Raw genomic sequence first — 17754 nt, forward strand, 5'->3', positions numbered from 1 at the left:
CCGGGTCAGGCCCCGGTCGGGCAGACGGTCTGGACGGGGCCGGTCGACTCGGGCGCGACGTCGACGACCACCGCAGACGGCTCCACCGGCACCGCGTTCCCACGGCGCAGCCCGAGGCCGACCAGCACGACGGCCCCGACGACCGCGATGCCACCGGCGAACCAGAAGTCCGCGGCGATCCCGAACGACGTCACGGCGACGCCGCCGAGGACCGATCCCGCGGCGATCGCGAGCTGGATCGTGGTGACGAAGAGCGCGAGACCGGTCTCCGAACCGCCGGGTGACGCGGTGGACATCCAGGTCTGCATCCCGAGCGGGAGTGCGCCCCACACGAGGCCCCAGACGACGAGCAGGGCGAACACCCCCACGACCGAGTGGGCGAGCAGCGGCAGCGCGATCACGGCTGCAGCCAGGACGATCTTGGACGCCCCGATCGTGCCGAGCACGTTCCGGCTCAGCGTGACCCCCGCCACGAAGTTGCCGACGATGCCGGCCACGCCGAACACCAGGAGCGCGAGGGTGATCGTCTCCGGCCCGACGCCGACGAGCTCCTGCAGGTACGGCGCGACGTAGGTGTACGCCGCGAACTGCGCCGCGAAGACGAACGCGGCGCCGATGAGCCCGACCCGGGCCCTCGGCACGCGGAGCAGTGCGCCGAGCGTGGCGAACCGCACCCGCTGCACCGCCGGGATGCTCGGCAGCATCGCCAGCTGGAGCACCAGCGCGACCAGCCCGAGCGCGCCGCCGATCACGAACCCGAGGCGCCAGCTGCCGAGCGCGGAGACGAACGCGCCGAGCGGCAGGCTGACCACGGTGGCGACCGAGACGCCCGCGGTGATGAAGGAGGTCGCGCGGATGACCGACGGGGCCGGGACGAGCCTCCCGGCGATCCCGGCACCGATCGCCCAGAAGCCACCGATCCCGACCCCGAGCAGCATGCGTGCGGCGAGGAGGACCGCGAACGTCGGCGCGACGGCTGCCAGGCCGTCGGCGACGACCAGCAGCACCGTCAAGGCGACGAGGACCACACGACGGTCGAGGCGCGAGGTCGCGACCGTCACGACGGGGGCGGCGACGGCACCGACGAGTCCGGTCGCGACGACCATCAGGCCGGCGGTCCCGACCGGGACGTCGAGGTCGGCGGCGATCGCGGGGAGGAGCCCGATGGGCAGGAACTCGGAGAGGACGAGCACGAAGGAACCGAGTGCGACGGAGAGGACGCTGAGCCACCCACGGCGCTGGGCTGACGATGTCATGGAGGGGTCAAACCCGGGGACGCGGGTTCCATTCCCGCGGTCGGCAGTGTGACGGACGGGAGGCACGGTGCCAGCTGGCACCGTGCCTCCCGTCCGGTCTGCGGTCGCGCCTACTGCGCGTCCTGGATGGCCTTCTTCAGCTGCGACACGTACTGCTCGGCCCCCGCCTTCGGCGTGGTCTTGCCGAACTGGACGTTCTGCCAGATCTGGGCCAGCAGCGTGTCCGCGTCCTGTGCGCCGACCGGCGTGATCGGTGCTGGCGGACCGGACTCCGCGGTGACCTGCTTCACGTAGTCCATGACGATCTTGTCCGAGCCGCTGAGGTCCGGCGTGATCTGCTTCTGGAACACGGGGTTCGCGGGCATGCCGCGTTCGGCGCCGAAGATCTTGCCGACCTTCGGGCTGGTCGTCAGGAAGTCGATGAGCTCCGCCGCTTCCGCCGGGTGCTTCGACTTGCTCGAGATCGACCAGTACATCGAGGACTTGAGGTACTGCCAGCCCTTCTTCGCATCGGCGGCTGCCGGCATCGGGAGCATGTCGAGCTTCTGCGACGGCGCTGCGACCTGGTACGCGCTCAGGTTGGAGGGGATGAACGTCATCGCGACCTTGCCGGTGGCGATGTCGGACTGGTCGAGCGCGGCGTTCGTGCCCTCGGCGAGCTGCGACGGACTCGGCGTGACCCCGGCGTCGATCTGGTCGAGCGCGTACTGCCAGTAGTCGGCGAGCATGGACGGCTTCAGGACGACCTTGCCCTTGTCGTCGAAGACCGCGCCGCCGTGCTGGCGGGCCCAGAGCGTCAGCGACGGGGTGTCGCCGCCGAACGGGTCGAGGCCCTTGACCTTGCCGCCGGACTTCTCGGTGACCTCCTTCGCGACCGTGTTCATCTCGTCCCACGTCCACCCCTTCGCGGAGGGCATGTCGATGCCGTACTCGTCGAGGACGGTCCGGTTCACGGCGACGCCGATCGAGTTCAGCCCGATCGGGACGGCGTAGAGCTTGCCGTCGTACTGGCCGGTGTCGCGGACGTTCTTCGTGAGGTCCGAGGTGTCGAGGTACTTGCTGTACTGCCCGAGGTCGGCGATCGCGCCGCGCTGGGCGTACGAGGCGACGTAGATCTGGTCGAACTGCATGACGTCCGGCGCGCTGCCGCCAGCGACGGTGGTGGCGAGCTTGTCCCAGTAGCTGCCCCAGTCGGTGGACTGGGTCTTCACGGTGATGTTGGGGTGCTCCTTCTCGAAGGCCTTCACCGCCTCTTCGGTGGCGGTGACGCGGGCCCCGGCGCCCCACCAGTTCAGGGAGATGGTGACGGGGTCCTTGCTCAGCTCGGCTCCACCGCCGTTCGAGTTGCCGACGGCGCAGCCGCCGACGGCGAGGACGGAGGCGGTGGCGATCGCGACGGCGCCGATGACGCGTGATCTCAGGTGCATGGTCTTCCTTGCTCTGGTGAGTGGATCGATCGGGTGGGGCGGTTCACTTGCCGCCGGTGGTCGCGATGCCCCTGAGGAGGAACCGCTGGCCGAAGAGGAACGCGAGGAACACGGGGACGAGCGTGACGACGCTCATCGCGAAGAGGGCGCCGAAGTCGGACTGCCCGGTCGGGTCGATGAACTGGCGGAGGGCGACGGACGCCGTGTACTTGTCCGGTGCGGTGACGAACACGAGCTGGCTGAAGAAGTCGTTCCACGTCCAGATGAAGGTGAAGATCGCCGCCGTCGCCAGCGCTGGCTTCATGAGCGGCAGGATCACCTGGAAGAAGATCCGTGCGTGCCCTGCGCCGTCGATGCGCGCGGCCTCGTCGAGCTCCCGCGGGATCCCGCGGATGAACTGGACCATCAGGAAGACGAAGAAGCCGTCCGTGGCGAGGAACTTCGGCACGATGAGCGGCAGGAACGTGTTGATCCAGCCGAGCTGCGAGTAGATGACGTACTGCGGGATGATGAGCACCTGGATGGGCAGCATCATCGTCACGAGCATCGCGCCGAACGCGAGCCGCTTGTACCGGAAGCTCAGCCGGGCGAACGCGTAGGCCGCGAGGGAGCAGCTCACGAGGTTGCCGATGATGGCGCCGATCACGATGATCGCCGAGTTCGCCAGGTACACGCCGAACGGGCGTTGCAGTGCGCTCCAGCCCGTCGTGTAGTTCTCGGTGTCGAAGGTGTTGAGCACGAGGCTCGGGTTGTCGAAGATGTGTCCGTCGGGGCGGAGCGAACTCACCACCATCCAGAGCACCGGGTAGAGCATCACGAGGCTCAGCAGGATGAGGACGGTGTGCTTGGCGATGCTGCCGGCGCGTGAGCCGCGGGCCTTCGCGACGCGGACCGTCTCGGGTCGGGGATCGGGTCGGCGGTCCGCCGGGGGCGTCGCCGGTGCTGGACGCAGCGCGGTCGAGTGATCAGTCATCGTAGAAGACCCAGTACTTCGAGGCCCAGAAGTTGAGCGCGGTGGCGGCGCCGACGATGAGCAGGAGGAGCCACGCGATCGCGGAGGCGTATCCCATCTGCAGGCTGCCGAACGCCTTCTGGTAGAGGTAGAGCGTGATGAAGAGGGTCGAGTTCGTCGGCCCTCCTGTGCCGTTCGAGATCACGTAGGCCTGCGTGAACGACTGGAAGGCCCCGATGATCCCGAGCACCAGGTTGAAGAACACGATCGGGCTGAGCAGCGGCAGCGTGATCGACCGGAACTGCCGCCAGCGGGTCGCCCCGTCGGTGGAGGCCGCCTCGTAGTACTGCCGGGGGATCTGCCGGAGCCCGGCGAGGAAGATCACCATCGGCGCCCCGAACGTCCAGACGTGCAGGATGATCAGCGTCCCGAGGGCCGTGTTCGGGGACCCGATCCAGGACTGTCCCTGGATGCCGAAGACCGCCAGGAGTGCGTTGAGCAGTCCGTCGCCGCCGAACACCAGACGCCAGAGCACCGCGATCGCGACACTGCCGCCGAGCAGGGACGGCAGGTAGAGGACCGACCGGTAGAAGGACAGCCCCCGCATCCCGCGGTCGAGCAGCACGGCGACGAGGAGGGCGGCCGCGAGCTGCAGCGGCACGGAGACCACCGTGTAGACGAGCGTCACCACGAGCGAGCTGCCGAGGTTGGTGTCCTCGACCATCCGCTGGATGTTGGTCAGGCCGGTGAACGTCGGGTTCTGCAGGAGGTTGTAGTTGGTGAAGGACAGGTAGAGCGAGGCGAGGATCGGGCCGAGGGTGATCCCGACCATGCCGATCAGCCACGGGGCGAGGAAGACGGCCGCGGCCTTGTCGTCCCGCCGGGAAGCGGGGATGCGTTTCCCCTGGGCGTCTCGTGCGCGGAGTGCACGGAGTTCGCCGAGCGCACTCACCGGGAGCTCGCCGTCATGGAGTTGCTGCGTTGCACGATTCCCATCTCCTTTGATGGTGGTGTCGGTGACTGGGCGCCACCGTAATCGTTGTAACGGACCTTGGCAAGCGCTTTCCGCAAGTGTGCCGGTGGCCTGCCGGGGCCGGTGTGGACGGCAACGCCTGGCATGCTGTGACCGTGTCCGCGAACGCGCGGCCGGGACGGAGCGTCGAGGTGGTCGAGCGCAGCAGTGCGACCCTGGAGGACGTCGCCCGTGCGGCCGGCGTCTCGCTCGCGACGGCGTCCCGAGCGCTCAACGGCAGCACCCGCCGCGTGCGTCCCGAGTACGTCGAGCGGGTGGAGGCGGCGGCGCGGGAGCTCCGGTACATGCCCAACGTGCAGGCGCAGGCCGTCGCGCGTGGGGCGACGACGGTGGTGTCGCTCGTCGTGGGTGAGATCACGGACCCGTACTTCGCACAGATCGCCGCGGGGGCGATGCGGGCGGCCGACCGGGCCGGCCTCGTGCTCGTGATCACCTCCACCGCGGGGGACGCGGAGCGCGAGGCGTCGGTGTTGCAGAGCGTCGCGGGACTCCGGCCGCGCGCGGTCGTCCTCGCTGTGAGTCGCAGGACCAGCAGCGCGGTCGGAGCGGGCGTGGAGCTCCTGCGCGGTGGTGGCGCCTCGGTCGTCGCCCTGGTGTCGGACGAGGGTGCCGCGTCGCCGACCGCCGTCATCCCGCTCGTGATCGGGAACCGCGCGGGAGCGGCTGCGCTCGCCGAGGCGCTCGTCGACGAGGGGCACCGGGACTTCGCGGTGCTCGCCGGCGAGCCGGACGTCGTCACCGCCAGGGCACGGGCGACGGGCTTCGTCGACGGGCTCGCGGGTCGGGGGATCCGTCTGGCGGACGACCGGGTGGTCGCCGGGGTGTTCACGCGTGACGGTGGCCACGCCGCGATGACGCAGCTGCTCGAGGCCGGGGTCCGTCCCGGGTGCGTCTTCGCGGTCAACGACGTCAGTGCGGTCGGGGCGCTCGCCGCGATCCGCGACCACGGGCTCGAACCGGGACGGGACATCGCGGTCGCGGGCTTCGACGACGTCGGCACGCTGGCTGACGTGGTCCCCGCGCTGTCGACCGTGCACCTGCCGCTCGAGACGATCGGGGAGTTCGCCGTCCAGGCGGCCCTCGGCGAGGACGTGCCTGCGGTGGTCGCCGGCGAGGTCGTCCTCCGGGCGAGCACCAGACTCGGCTGAGGACGGGGCTTCCCCGAGCGGATGCATCCGTGTACCGTTTGGTAAGCGCTTTCCGCACGGAATCCGTGCGAGATCACCGACGATCACCGGAGGACTCCGTGTCACGACCACCACTCGGCATCATCATGAACGGCGTCTCCGGCCGGATGGGGTACCGGCAGCACCTCGTCCGCTCGATCCTCGCCATCCGGGAGCAGGGCGGCGTGCTGCTGTCCGACGGTTCCCGCGTGCAGGTCGAGCCGCTGCTCGTCGGGCGCTCCGATCCGAAGCTCGCCGAGATCGCGCACCGGCACGGCATCGAGCACTGGACGACCGACCTCGACGCCGCGCTGTCCGACCCGCGCTGGGACGTCTACGCCGACTTCCTCGTGACGAGTGCCCGCGTCCCCGCACTCCGCCGCGCGATCGCCGCCGGCAAGGCGGTCTACACCGAGAAGCCCACCGCGGAGACCCTCGACGACGCCCTCGACCTCGCCCGCGCGGCCCGCGACGCCGGGGTCAAGAACGGCGTCGTGCACGACAAGCTGTTCCTCCCGGGGCTCCGGAAGCTCCGCCGGGTGCTGGCGTCCGGCGCCCTCGGACGGGTCCTCAGTGTCCGCGGGGAGTTCGGCTACTGGGTCTTCGAGGGCGACTGGCAGGCCGCGCAGCGCCCGAGCTGGAACTACCGCGCCGAGGACGGCGGTGGCATCGTTGTCGACATGTTCCCGCACTGGAACTACGTCATGGAGGACCTGTTCGGCCGGGTCGAGTCCGTCTCCGCCCGTGCGGTCACCCACATCCCGGAGCGGGTGGACGAGCACGGGCACCGGTACCGGGCCACCGCGGACGACGCGGCGTACGGCATCTTCGACCTGGCCGGCGGGATCACTGCGCAGATCAACTCGAGCTGGACGGTGCGCGTCGACCGCGACGAGCTCGTCGAGTTCCAGGTCGACGGTACCGACGGCAGCGCCGTCGCCGGGCTCTTCGGCTGCCGGGTCCAGCACCGGAGCACCACGCCGAAGCCGGTCTGGAACCCCGACATCCGCGACGAGAACGACTACCGCGCCGGCTGGCAGGAGGTCCCGGACAACGAGGTCTTCGAGAACGGCTTCAAGGTCCAGTGGGAGCAGTTCGTGCGCCACGTCGTCGAGGACGCGCCGCACCCGTACGACCTGCTCTCCGGTGCGCGCGGGGTGGCGCTGGCGGAAGCCGGTCTGCGGTCGAACCGCGAGGGGCGACGGATCGACCTGCCGGACCTGCGGCTCGGCGACGGAGCCGCACCGAGCCTCCAGGCCGACGACGCCCGGGTGACCGCATGACGGACCTGACGCTCCTCGCGCCGGACGGCACCACGGCCAGCGTCCCGCTCCGCGAGGCCCCGATGTGGACGAAGCCGCGCGGACCGCTCACCAGCCGGGTCGTCTACGCGGCGGCCCACGTCGTCCCGCGCGTCGCGGGCGACAACACCCCCGGTGCCGCAGCGGACGTCGACTGGGACGCGACCCTCGCGTTCCGGCACCACCTGTGGTCGTGGGGGCTCGGCGTGGCGGACGCGATGGACACCGCGCAGCGCAACGCGGGCCTCGACCCGGTCGCGATGCGGGAACTCGTCCGGCGCAGTGCGGCAGAGGCCCGTTCCGTCGGCGGACGCATCGCGGTCGGCGTGAACACCGACGACATCGCGTCCGAGGGTGCCACCCTCGACGAGATCGTCGACGCGTACGTCGCGCAGCTCCGGCACGCCGAGGAGCACGGTGCGGTCGCCGTCGTGATGGCGAGTCGGCACCTGGCGCGCGCGGCCCGGACGGCCGACGACTACCGACACGTGTACGAGCGGGTGATCGCCGCTGCGACGCAGCCGGTGGTCCTGCATTGGCTCGGCGCCGCGTTCGACCCGGTGCTCGAGGGGTACTTCGGTTCCGCGTCAGTACCGGAAGCCACGAACACCGTCATCCGGATCATCGCGGATGCCGGTGAACGGGTCGCCGGCATCAAGATGAGCCTGCTCGACGGGGACGCCGAGGTCGCGCTCCGCTCGCGGCTCCCGGGGAGCGCCCGGATGTTCACGGGGGACGACTTCCACTACGTCGACCTGATGTCCGAGCAGGCCGGTCGGCACTCCGACGCGCTGCTCGGGGCGTTCGCCGCGATCGCGCCGATCGCGTCGTCGGCGGTGCAGGCGCTCGACCGCGGCGACGCGCACGGGTTCCGCAGCGTCCTCGGTCCGACGGAGGCGCTCGCTCGGCAGGTCTTCGCCGCGCCGACCTGGCACTACAAGACCGGGATCGCCTTCCTGTCCTGGCTGAACGGCCACCAGCCCGCCTTCACGATGGTCGGTGGCATGCACGCGGCGCGCAGTCTGCCGCAGCTGTCCGAGACCGTCCGCCTCGCGAACGCCTGCGGCGCGCTCGAGGACCCGGACCTCGCCGCGTCGCGCTGGCACGGCCTGCTCACGTCGGCGGGGGTGCCGGTCGGGACGGCCGGGAGGCTCGGTGCCGGTCCGCGCGGCGGCTCCAGGAACGCGGTGGTGGCGTGAGCAGCGTGGCGGGGCGCGCGGGGGCGCGTGTGGGTGGGCGCGCCGGGGCGCACCCGCGCTTGTCGCTCAACCAGGCGACGGTGAAGTCCGCGTCGCTCGCCGAGGCGATCGCCGCCACGCGGTCCGCCGGCATCGGTGCGATCGGGACGTGGCGTGAGCCGGTGCAGGAGGTCGGACTCGACGAGGCCGCGCGGATGCTCGCCGACTCCGGGCTCCGGGTGTCGTCGCACTGCCGCGGCGGGTTCTTCACGCCCGTCGAGGGCACGGTCCGACGGGCGGCGATCGACGACAACCGGCGGGCGATCGAGGAGACGGCGGCACTGGTGGCTGCGGGAGCCCCGGGATCGCGAGCGGTGCTGGTGCTCGTCGCCGGGGGACTCCCGTCGGGATCGACGGACCTGGTCGGGGCGCGGGGCAGGGTCGCCGACGCGCTCGCCGAACTCGAACCGACGGCGGCCGCAGCGGGCGTGCAGCTCGCGATCGAGCCGCTCCACCCGATGTACGCGGCCGACCGGGCCGTCGTGTCGACGCTCGCGCAGGCCCTCGACCTCGCCGCGCCGTTCGACCCGGCCGTCGTCGGCGTCGTGGTGGACACCTTCCACGTCTGGTGGGACCCTGCTCTGCCCGGATCGGTCGCGCGAGCCGGGAGGGAGCGCCGGATCGCGTCCTACCAGGTGAGCGACTGGGTCACGCCGATCGCCGCGGACCCGCTGCTGTCGCGCGGCCTGATGGGGGACGGGCACATCGACTTCGGCCCGGTCTCCGAGGCCGTCGACGCGGCCGGGTACACCGGGGACGTCGAGGTCGAGGTGTTCAACCAGGACGTCTGGGACACGCCGGCCGACGTCGTCGCCGAACGGGTGGTCGCGGCGTTCGACGCGTGCGTTCCCGTGGCTCGCCGATGACCGGGGCGTCGGTCGTGCTCGTCGGGGTGCGCGGCTTCGGAGCCGTGCACCTGGCAAACCTGCGGCGGTTGCAGGCGGCGGGCGCGGTCCGGTTGATCGCGCTGGTCGACCCGCTCGTGGTTGATGTCGATCCCGTCGGCGCTCCGCTCTTCCCGTCACTCGGCGACGCCTTGGCGGGTGTCGGCGTCCCGGACGTCGTGATCGCCGCGGTACCCATCCCCGTGCACGCGACCGTCGCTGCCGAGGCGCTCCGTGCCGGTGCCGACGTCCTGCTCGAGAAGCCGCCCTTCGCCCGGATGGCGGACTTCGAGACCCTGCTCGCCGTGCAGCGCGAGACCGGCCGGGTCGTGCAGGTGGGGTTCCAGAGCCTCGGGTCGCACGTGCTCGACGACCTCGATGTCGACCGGCTCGGCATCGGTCCGGTCCGGCAGGTGCGGGCGATGGGGACGTGGGTGCGTCGCGCGGCGTACTGGAAGCGCTCGCCCTGGGCCGGCAGGCGCTCGCTCGACGGCGTCGACGTCGTGGACGGGGTCGTCACGAACCCGCTCGCCCACGCTGTGGCGACGGCGCTCCGCATCGCCGGGGTCCAGCGTGTCGAGGACGTGGAGCGTGTCGACGTCGATGCCTACCGGGCGAACGCGATCGACGCGGACGACACCACGGCGCTCCGGATCGTGCCCGCTTCGCTCGACGCCGAGCAACCGACCGTCTCCGCTGCCCTGACCCTGGCGGCGTCGGGCTCGGCGGATGCGGCACCGGTCGTCGAGGTCGTCGGCGACCGCGGTACCGTCTCCTTCCGGTACACGACGGACGAGGTCGTCGGTCCGGACGGCGCGGTGACCTCGGGTACGAGGACCGACCTGCTCGAGAACCTCCTGGCCCACCGCGCCGACGGCGTCCCGCTGCTGGTGCCACTCGACTCGACCGGTGCGTTCATGCGGGTCGTCGAGGCGATGCGCACCGCACCGGAGCCCACCAGGATCGAACCCCGTTTCGTCGAGGTCGTCGGGACCGGCGACGACGCGCACCCGGTCGTGCAGGACGTCGAGCGCTGGGTCCGGGCGGCCGCGGACCTCGACGGGACCTTCGTCGATGCCGGCGCCCCGTGGGCGTCAGCCGCTCGGGACGCCGTGGTGGCCACCGCCGGTGCAGGACCGCTCCTCGTGCTGCAGGACGGCGCCGGGACCACGCCGTCCTCGTCCCCTCGCCCGTTCCTGCACCCTGTCCGGACACTCGGCGGCGTCGAGCTCACCGCCCGTCGACCGGCTGACCACGACTGGCACCTCGGGCTGGGGTTCACCGTCGCCGATGTCGACGGGACGAACACCTGGGGCGGCGGGACGTACGTGCACGGGCGCGGGTACGTCGACCAGGACGACCACGGGCGGCAGCGGTTGGACGACCTCGAGGGGGACGCCGACTCGATCACGGCATCCCTGACGTGGGTCGATCGCGACGGTGCCGACCAGCTCCGCGAGGTCCGCACGATGCGGTCCCGACCGCTCGACGATGACTGCTGGCTGCTGGAGCTGTCCACGTCGCTCGAACCCGTGGAGGACCGGCCGGTGACGCTCGGCAGCCCCGGGGCGAACGGTCGGGTGCGCGCCGGGTACGGTGGGTGGTTCTGGCGCTTCCCGCCGTGCTCCGGCATCGAGGTCTCCGCGGCCGACGCCGACGGGGAGGACGCCGTGCTCGGCACCCGGGCACCGTGGGTCAGATGGGCGGCGGACTTCGCCGGGACCCCGGGTGCGACCGGGCCGGCGACGATCCTGCTGACGTCTTCGGCGCCTGACCCGTGGTTCGTCCGGGCAACCGACTACCCGGGCATCGGTACCGCGGTCGCGTGGGAGCAGCCCGTCACCGTCTCGCCGGGTGCCCCGTTCGTCCGCTCTCTCCGTGGGGTCGTCGCCGACGGGCGTCGTCCCGCCGCTGCGCTGCTCCGGCACCTGGCTTGACCGGAGCTCACCGCCGTCGCATCACCGCACGCCAGATGTGGTTCGGCCGGAGGGGTGGCCCACCGAGTGGCTCTCGTTCCGCTCCCGGTGCTCGGAGGGCATCGAGGAGCAGGTCGACCCATCGTCTGTGGAGCTGTGGGGCCACCTCGCCGAAGGCCGCGATCGTGCTCGACATCGAGAGCTGCAGGACGGCCACGTCCTCGAGCGCTGCGTCGGGCCGGATCGAGCCGGAGTCCTGCGCGCGACGGAACAGCGACTCGAGGCCGGTCTGGATCTCCGCACGCATGGCGAGGAGCGTCGGCGCGCCCGTGAACCGAGTGGTCATCAGGTCGCTGAAGCCCTCGCGCCGCGCCTCGATCTCGGCGGTCCGGCGGATGAAGGTGGCGAAGCCGCTCCACGGATCCCCCTCGGACAGGGCGTCGCACTCGTGCACCAGGTCGAGGACCTCCTGCAACGGTGCCAGGAGGACCTCCTCCCACAGGGCAGCGCGCTCGGGGAAGTGCCGGTAGAGCGTCGCGTTGCCGACTCCTGCGGCCGCGGCGATCGGTTCGAGCGGGGCGTCGAGTCCCCGCTCCGCGAAGGCCGTGCACGCCGACTCGACGATCGCTGCTCGGTTGCGGAGGGCGTCCTTCCGAGGTGCTCTCGCGGGGGTCTCGCTCACGATCGGAGTGTACGACGGCGATCCGGGAATACGGACAGTGGTGTCCGGATTGAATCGGACACCACTGTCCGTTTCATCACCTGGAGCATCCCGTGCACATCGCAGCCGTCATCCTGTCCCTCGTCCTCGCCGCCGCCATGCTCGGGTCCGGTGTCATGAAGCTCGTCGGCGCGGCGCCCATGCGAGCGAACATGGCGTCGGTGCACGTGACCCCGTCGCAGATGCGCGTGCTCGGGGTGCTCGAGGTCCTCGCCACGATCGGCCTCGTCGCGGGGCTGTGGATCCCGGCGCTCGGCATCGCTGCCGCCATCGGCTCGATCGTGTACTTCGTCGGCGCGATCGTCGCGCACGTGCGGGCGCACGACAAGGGCCTGCAGGGCGCAGCTGCACTCCTCGTGCTGTCGGTCGCGACCCTGGTGGTCCTGCTGCTCGCGCTCTGAACGCGGGCTGAGCCGCGTCCGCTCAGCGCGTGACGCGGTGGCGGAGGAACACCGACCCGGCCTCGAAGACGCGGGCCTCGACGAGTTCGAGCTGCCGGTGCGCGCCGGCGTGCGCGAAGTACGGCGTCCCGCCGCCGACGAGCACCGGAGCGACCACGAGCTGGTACTCGTCGATCAGGTCGAGGCCGGCGACCTGGGCTGCGAGCTCGGGGCCACCGATCGCGATGTCGCCGTCGCCGGGGGCCGTGCGCAGCCGGGCGACCTCTTCCTCGATGCCGTCCGTCGCCAGGCGTGCGTTGCCCTCCACCGACGTCAAGGTGCGCGAGAACACCACCTTCGGCAGCGCCTTCCAGATCGTCGTCCACTCGCGTTCGGCGTCGCTCAGACCTGGCACGTCGTCCGCGGTCTCCCAGAACAGCATCGTCTCGTAGAGCTTCCGCCCCATGAGGTGCACGTCGACGCCGCGGAGCTGGTCGAGGAAGACCCGGAAGACCTCGTCGTCCGGTTCGCTCCAGTCGAAGCGTCCGTCGGTGTCCATCGTGAACCCGTCGAGGGACGCCGTCATCGAGTACGTGACCTTGTGCATGCGCGACCTCCTCGTCGGCGTTGCCCGGTGGCTCGCAGCGTAGCCCGAACGTGAGCGGCGCGGGTCGGCGCGCGCGGGTGGTCCGGCGCGAGCGACTCGGAACGACAGTGTCGATGTCGCACGACATCGACGTTGTCGCCGCCACGCGCGTACAACAGTTGCGAGCGCTCGGTACCGACAACGCGGGTGTCGTACGACAGCGACCCTGTCGCTCGTTGCGGGCGCAACCATCGCGGATGCAACGGTCGGACGCGGCCCGGACCACGGTGGAGTGATGCTCACCGAGGACTCGTGCTCGCGTCGCGGTACGACGACAGGGCAGGCTGGGCCCGTGATGATCTCCGTGGACGACCTCGTGGTAGCGGCCGACGACGTGACCCTGTTGCCCGCGACGACCGTCCGGTGCGACGCGGGGCAGGCCCTCATCGTGCGCGGACACAACGGCGCCGGCAAGTCGACACTGCTCCGCGTGCTCGCCGGGATGCGGTCGCCGAGCACAGGGACCGCCACCATCGCGGGGGCGCGGATCTCCCGTCGTGACCCGGCCTTCCGGCGCCGGGTCGCCTCGATGATCGGACTGCCACCGATGGCGAGCGACCTGACCGTCCAGGACCACGTCCGACTCGTCGCCGCGACCTGGTTCGACGACCGCGAGACCGCCGAGACGCTGGCCACGGAGACACTCGGTGCGCTCGGACTGGACACGCTGGTGCGGCGGTTCCCGCACGAGCTGTCGACCGGGCAGCAACAGCTGGTCGGACTGGCGCTCGTGCTCGCGCGGCCGTTCGACGTGCTCCTGCTCGACGAGCCCGAACAACGACTCGACCAGGAACGCCTCGAGATGGTGAGCGCCGTGCTCGGCCGTCGGCGAGACGCCGGCGCGTCCCTCGTCGTCGCGACGCACAGCGACCTCCTCACCGAGCAGCTCGCCGACCGCGTCGTCGACCTGGGCGCCCACCGGTGAGCGCACGCCTCGCTGCCGCCACCGGCGTGTGGCGCGACCGTCAGGTCCGGGACCTGGGGGACCGGGCCTACCTCGCGTACACGCTCGTGCTCGCCGCGCTCATCGTCGGGGCCCCGATCGGCCGGACCGTGTGGCTGCGGATCACCACGGAGACCAGCTCGTCCGCGCTGGCGTCGTCGGCCGCAGGGACGATCGCCGGGACCGTCGTGCTCGGCATCTGGGCGGCGGCGCTCCTGATCGGCAGGAGCCGTGGGCCGGTGGTCGCCCCGCCGTTCCTCGTCCACGCGCTGACCGGGAGCGATCTCCGCCGACGGACCGTGTTCCGATCGCGGGTCCTCACCGCGGCGGCCGTCGCGGTGGTCGTCGGCGGCGGGATCGCGGCGTTCATCGGACTCGCGCTCGGCTCGCTCGGGCTGGTGTCCGCGCCCGCCGTGCTGGACTTCGCGCTGCGCGGGGCGCTCGTCGGCGTGGTCGCGGTCGTGTGCTGGCTCATCGGTGAGTCGTTCCCCCGCGTCGCCGGGGCGCTCGCCGTGGTCCTGCTCCTCCTCGCGGTGGCGGTGCAGGTCGTGTCCGCTGAACCGTTCGGTCGATGGGCATGGGTGAGCAGCGCCGGACCGGTCGTCGCCGCCGACGTGGTGCTGCTCGTCCTCGCCGTCGCCGGACTCGTGGCGGTGCCGTGGCTGCTCGACCGGATCGACGACGCGACGCTCACGGCGCAGGCGGCGAACTGGGACGTGGCGATCGCCCACGCCGTCAGCCTCGACTTCACCTCCGTCGCCGAGTCCTACCAGGCGCTCCCGACGGTCGGGCGGCGGATCGACGGGGTGCGCCGCAGCGCACGCCTCGGGCTGGTCTTCGTCGTCCGCGACCTGGTCGGGGCGGTCCGGACGCCGGCACGGCTCGCGACCGGGGTCGTGACGGTCGCCGGGGCCGGAGCGTTCCTGGTGCTCGCAGCGGTCGCACCCGCTGGCGGCTTCCTCCTCGGAGCCCTCGCCGCGGTCCTGCTGTACACCGGCGTCGGCGCGTTCAGCCGCGGGCTGCACCACGCCGCGCAGGTCACGACGGACCTCCCGCTGTACGGCGTCGGTGACGGGCGGCTGCTCCTCCTCCACAGCATCGTGCCGACCGGAGCGACGCTGCTCCTGACCGGCGGGACAGCGATCGCGCTCGGTGCCGTCGTCGCGCCGGCATCGGTGCCCGTGCTCGTCTGGGGAGGCATCGCGCTGCCGATCGTCGTGGTCGCGGCACATCTCAGCAACGCCCTCCGCGGGCCTGCGCCGCTCTTCCTGATGACGCCGGCGCCCTCCGCGGTCGGCGACCCGATGCCGGTCATCCGGGTCCTCTGGGCGATGGACGCCCCGGCCCTGGCGGTGCTCGCCGGTGTGGCCGTGTCGGCCGGAGCGGCGGGGATCGGCGGGTTCGTGGCCGTGGCCGTCGTGCTCGGGTTGTTCCTGCTGGTCCGGTGGTCGCGCCGCACGGAGCACTAGCGTCGCCGGAACGAGCGCGTCGGGTCGCTCCGCTCCACGTGCCGACTCGGAACGACGAAGTCGCTGTCGTACGACAACGACGATGTCGTCACCGCGCGCGTGCAACCGTTGCGCGCGCTGGGTAGCGACGAAGTCGCTGTCGTACGACAGCGCAGCTGTCGCACGTTGCGGACGCAACGACCGTGCGGTGGACGGTCACCCCGACGGACGGGAGGCGCGGTGCCAGCCCGCACCGTGCCTCCCGTCCTGCTGCGCGACCGCCCAGAGCACCCACAACGCCCGCAATGGAAAGCGGGATCGCGCGTAGGAGGTCGGAAAAACCGACCTCCTACGCGCGATTCGACCTCCTACGCGCGAATCGACCCCCTCCGCCGCGACCCCCTGGAGCGCACCCGGGCCGCTAGCGTTGACGGCATGGACGCAACGGGGGCGACGACGAGCGAATGGTCGCGGCTGCCCGTCGGTCGTGCGGAGTACCGGCAGGACACGATCCTCGCGGCGGTGCTCGCCGTCGCGATGGGCATCTCGACGATCCTCTACGGCTCGACCGGCTTCTACGACGAGCTCGCACCGTGGTGGCTGTCCGTCCTGCTCGTCGTGGCGAACGCCGGACCCCTCGCGTTCCGCCGCCGCTTCCCGATGACCGTCGCGGTGGTCGTGGCGGCGACGTTCGCGGCGATGCAGATCCTGCACGTGCCCGAGCTGTTCTTCAACAACTTCACGCTCTTCATCGCGCTGTACACGGTGGGGGCGTGGTGTTCCGACCGTGTCCGCGCCGAGGTGGTGCGCTGGATCGTCATCGTCGGCATGTTCGCCTGGCTGTTCATCGCCCTGTCGTTCAGCTGGTCGGTGCCGAGCGCCCTGCCGAAGACGGGCGACGGACCGGTCTCGCCGTTCATCGCGAACTCGCTGATGTCGATCATCATCAACCTCGTCTACTTCGGCGCCGCCTGGTACTCCGGCAACCGTGCATGGGCGTCGGCGGTCGCGAAGCACGAGCTCGCCGAACGCACCGCCGAGCTCGCGGTCGAGCGCGAGCGGACCGCGGCACAGGCCGTCACGCTCGAACGCGTCCGGATCGCGCGGGAACTGCACGACGTCGTGGCCCACCACGTCTCGCTCATGGGTGTCCAGGCGGGCGCTGCCCGACGGGTGCTCGACCGCGACCCGGACCAGGCGGCGACGTCGCTCGGCGTCGTCGAGGACAGCGCGCGGACCGCGGTGGAGGAACTCCGGAAGATGCTCGGCACCCTGCGGGAGACGGACCGCGTCGACCGGGACACCGTCCCCGATGCCCCCAGCACCGAGGGGATGGCCCGGCTCGGTGAACTCGCCGAGTCGGCCAGGACTGCAGGACACCCCACGCAGTACACGGTGGTCGGCGACGAGCGCGCGGTGCCGCCGACGGTCGCCGTCGTCGCCTTCCGCATCGCGCAAGAGGCCGTGACCAACGTCCTGAAGCACGCCGGACCGGACGCACACGCGGACCTGCGACTCCGGTACCTGCCGGACGCGGTGGAGATCGAGGTGACGGACACCGGGATCGGGAGTCGAGCCTCCAGTCCGGCGGCGAGGGCCGAGGCGGACGGCACCGGGCGGGGCGGACTCGGCCACGTCGGGATGCGTGAGCGGGTCGCCGCCGTCGGCGGTCGCATCGAGATCGGGCCACGCGCCCGGGGAGGGTACCTGGTGCGCGCATGGCTGCCGACGACGTGACCGTGCGGGTGGTGCTGGCCGATGACCAGGACCTGGTGCGCGCCGGCTTCCGGGTCATCCTCGAGTCGGAGCCGGGCATCACGGTCGTGGGCGAGGCGGCCGACGGAGCCACGGCGGTCGACGCCGTCACCATGCTCCGGCCGGACGTGGTCTGCCTCGACGTGCAGATGCCTGGCGTGGACGGGCTCGAAGCGGCGCGGCGCATCACGGCGCTGGACGATCCGCCCGCCGTCCTGATCCTGACCACCTTCGACAACGACGACACCCTGTTCGCCGCGTTGGACGCGGGAGCGAGCGGGTTCCTGCTGAAGAACGCCTCGCCGGAGAAGCTCATCGACGCGGTGCTGACGGTCGCGTCCGGCGACGCGCTGCTGGCCCCGGACGTCACCCGTCGGGTGATCAGCCGCGCGACGGGATCCGCACCGGCCGGGGTCTCGGACGGCGCCGTCCCCGGACTCACCGAGCGCGAGGCCGAGGTCCTGCGGCTGCTCGCGCAGGGCATGAGCAACGGTGAGATCGCGGAGCGACTGTACGTGGGGGAGGCGACCGTGAAGACGCACGTGTCGAACGTGCTGCAGAAGCTGCAGCTCCGGGACCGCGTGCAGGCGGTGGTCTGGGCGTACGAGCACGGGGTGGCCCGGTCCGGCGGGTAGCTCCCGTCCCGCCCCGCCCGGTCCGGCGGGTAGGTCCCCCCCTCCGTCTCGGG

At 71.6% G+C, this 17754-nt stretch carries 16 protein-coding genes; 10 read left to right on the forward strand and 6 right to left on the reverse strand.

What is annotated here, in order from left to right; genetic code table 11:
• Window positions 1-5: 5 nt before the first annotated feature.
• The 4 genes from QK288_RS03975 to QK288_RS03990 form a co-directional block, all read right to left on the reverse strand.
• Complete coding sequence (locus QK288_RS03975) at window positions 6-1256, reverse strand: MFS transporter (RefSeq protein WP_281266512.1); 1251 nt, start codon at window positions 1254-1256, stop codon at window positions 6-8.
• Window positions 1257-1366: 110 nt separating this feature from the next.
• Window positions 1367-2683, reverse strand: coding sequence for a sugar ABC transporter substrate-binding protein (locus QK288_RS03980; RefSeq protein ID WP_281266513.1), 1317 nt, complete (start codon window positions 2681-2683; stop codon window positions 1367-1369).
• Window positions 2684-2726: 43 nt separating this feature from the next.
• Complete coding sequence (locus QK288_RS03985) at window positions 2727-3656, reverse strand: carbohydrate ABC transporter permease (RefSeq protein ID WP_281266514.1); 930 nt, start codon at window positions 3654-3656, stop codon at window positions 2727-2729.
• Window positions 3649-4587, reverse strand: coding sequence for a sugar ABC transporter permease (locus tag QK288_RS03990; RefSeq protein ID WP_281266515.1), 939 nt, complete (start codon window positions 4585-4587; stop codon window positions 3649-3651). The genes QK288_RS03985 and QK288_RS03990 overlap by 8 nt, the downstream gene beginning before the upstream one ends.
• Window positions 4588-4763: 176 nt before the next feature.
• On the opposite strand from QK288_RS03990, the gene QK288_RS03995 reads away from it, so the two are divergent.
• The 5 genes from QK288_RS03995 (at window position 4764) to QK288_RS04015 (ending at window position 11194) form a co-directional block, all read left to right on the forward strand.
• Window positions 4764-5816 carry a LacI family DNA-binding transcriptional regulator gene (locus QK288_RS03995; protein ID WP_281266516.1) on the forward strand — a complete coding sequence of 351 codons (1053 nt, stop codon included), beginning with the start codon at window positions 4764-4766 and terminating at the stop codon, window positions 5814-5816.
• 125 nt (window positions 5817-5941) lie between these two features.
• The gene (locus tag QK288_RS04000) at window positions 5942-7117 is read left to right on the forward strand and encodes a Gfo/Idh/MocA family oxidoreductase (RefSeq protein ID WP_281267653.1); all 1176 of its coding nucleotides are present in this window, start codon (window positions 5942-5944) and stop codon (window positions 7115-7117) included.
• On the forward strand, window positions 7114-8334 hold the full coding sequence (locus tag QK288_RS04005; protein ID WP_281266517.1) for a DUF993 family protein: 1221 nt from the start codon (window positions 7114-7116) through the stop codon (window positions 8332-8334). Before QK288_RS04000 ends, QK288_RS04005 begins: the two co-directional genes overlap by 4 nt.
• Window positions 8331-9239 (forward strand): sugar phosphate isomerase/epimerase family protein, encoded by a 909-nt coding sequence (locus QK288_RS04010; protein WP_281266518.1) that lies wholly within the window; start codon window positions 8331-8333, stop codon window positions 9237-9239. The genes QK288_RS04005 and QK288_RS04010 overlap by 4 nt, the downstream gene beginning before the upstream one ends.
• Window positions 9236-11194 (forward strand): DUF6807 family protein, encoded by a 1959-nt coding sequence (locus tag QK288_RS04015; protein WP_281266519.1) that lies wholly within the window; start codon window positions 9236-9238, stop codon window positions 11192-11194. The genes QK288_RS04010 and QK288_RS04015 overlap by 4 nt, the downstream gene beginning before the upstream one ends.
• Before the next feature lie 7 nt (window positions 11195-11201).
• On the opposite strand, the gene QK288_RS04020 is transcribed toward QK288_RS04015, so the two are convergent.
• Window positions 11202-11855: a TetR/AcrR family transcriptional regulator gene (locus QK288_RS04020; RefSeq protein ID WP_281266520.1), complete on the reverse strand. Its 654-nt coding sequence runs from the start codon at window positions 11853-11855 to the stop codon at window positions 11202-11204.
• Window positions 11856-11947: 92 nt separating this feature from the next.
• Here QK288_RS04020 and QK288_RS04025 point away from each other — a divergent pair, with 92 nt between their 5' ends.
• Window positions 11948-12295, forward strand: a complete 348-nt coding sequence (locus QK288_RS04025) for a DoxX family protein (protein WP_281266521.1) — start codon at window positions 11948-11950, stop codon at window positions 12293-12295.
• Between the two features lie 22 nt (window positions 12296-12317).
• On the opposite strand, the gene QK288_RS04030 is transcribed toward QK288_RS04025, so the two are convergent.
• Window positions 12318-12881 (reverse strand): dihydrofolate reductase family protein, encoded by a 564-nt coding sequence (locus tag QK288_RS04030; RefSeq protein WP_281266522.1) that lies wholly within the window; start codon window positions 12879-12881, stop codon window positions 12318-12320.
• A 334-nt stretch (window positions 12882-13215) separates the two neighbouring features.
• Between QK288_RS04030 and QK288_RS04035 the strand changes: the two genes are divergently transcribed.
• From QK288_RS04035 to QK288_RS04050, 4 genes are all read left to right on the forward strand, one after another.
• On the forward strand, window positions 13216-13845 hold the full coding sequence (locus QK288_RS04035; RefSeq protein WP_281267654.1) for an ATP-binding cassette domain-containing protein: 630 nt from the start codon (window positions 13216-13218) through the stop codon (window positions 13843-13845).
• Window positions 13842-15332, forward strand: a complete 1491-nt coding sequence (locus QK288_RS04040; RefSeq protein WP_281266523.1) for a hypothetical protein — start codon at window positions 13842-13844, stop codon at window positions 15330-15332. The genes QK288_RS04035 and QK288_RS04040 overlap by 4 nt, the downstream gene beginning before the upstream one ends.
• Before the next feature lie 414 nt (window positions 15333-15746).
• Window positions 15747-17048 (forward strand): sensor histidine kinase, encoded by a 1302-nt coding sequence (locus QK288_RS04045; protein WP_281266524.1) that lies wholly within the window; start codon window positions 15747-15749, stop codon window positions 17046-17048.
• The gene (locus QK288_RS04050) at window positions 17030-17701 is read left to right on the forward strand and encodes a response regulator transcription factor (protein WP_281266525.1); all 672 of its coding nucleotides are present in this window, start codon (window positions 17030-17032) and stop codon (window positions 17699-17701) included. Before QK288_RS04045 ends, QK288_RS04050 begins: the two co-directional genes overlap by 19 nt.
• The last annotated feature ends 53 nt before the right edge of the window (window positions 17702-17754 follow it).

The sequence above is a fragment of the Curtobacterium sp. 9128 genome, assembly GCF_900086645.1.
GTDB lineage: Bacteria > Actinomycetota > Actinomycetes > Actinomycetales > Microbacteriaceae > Curtobacterium.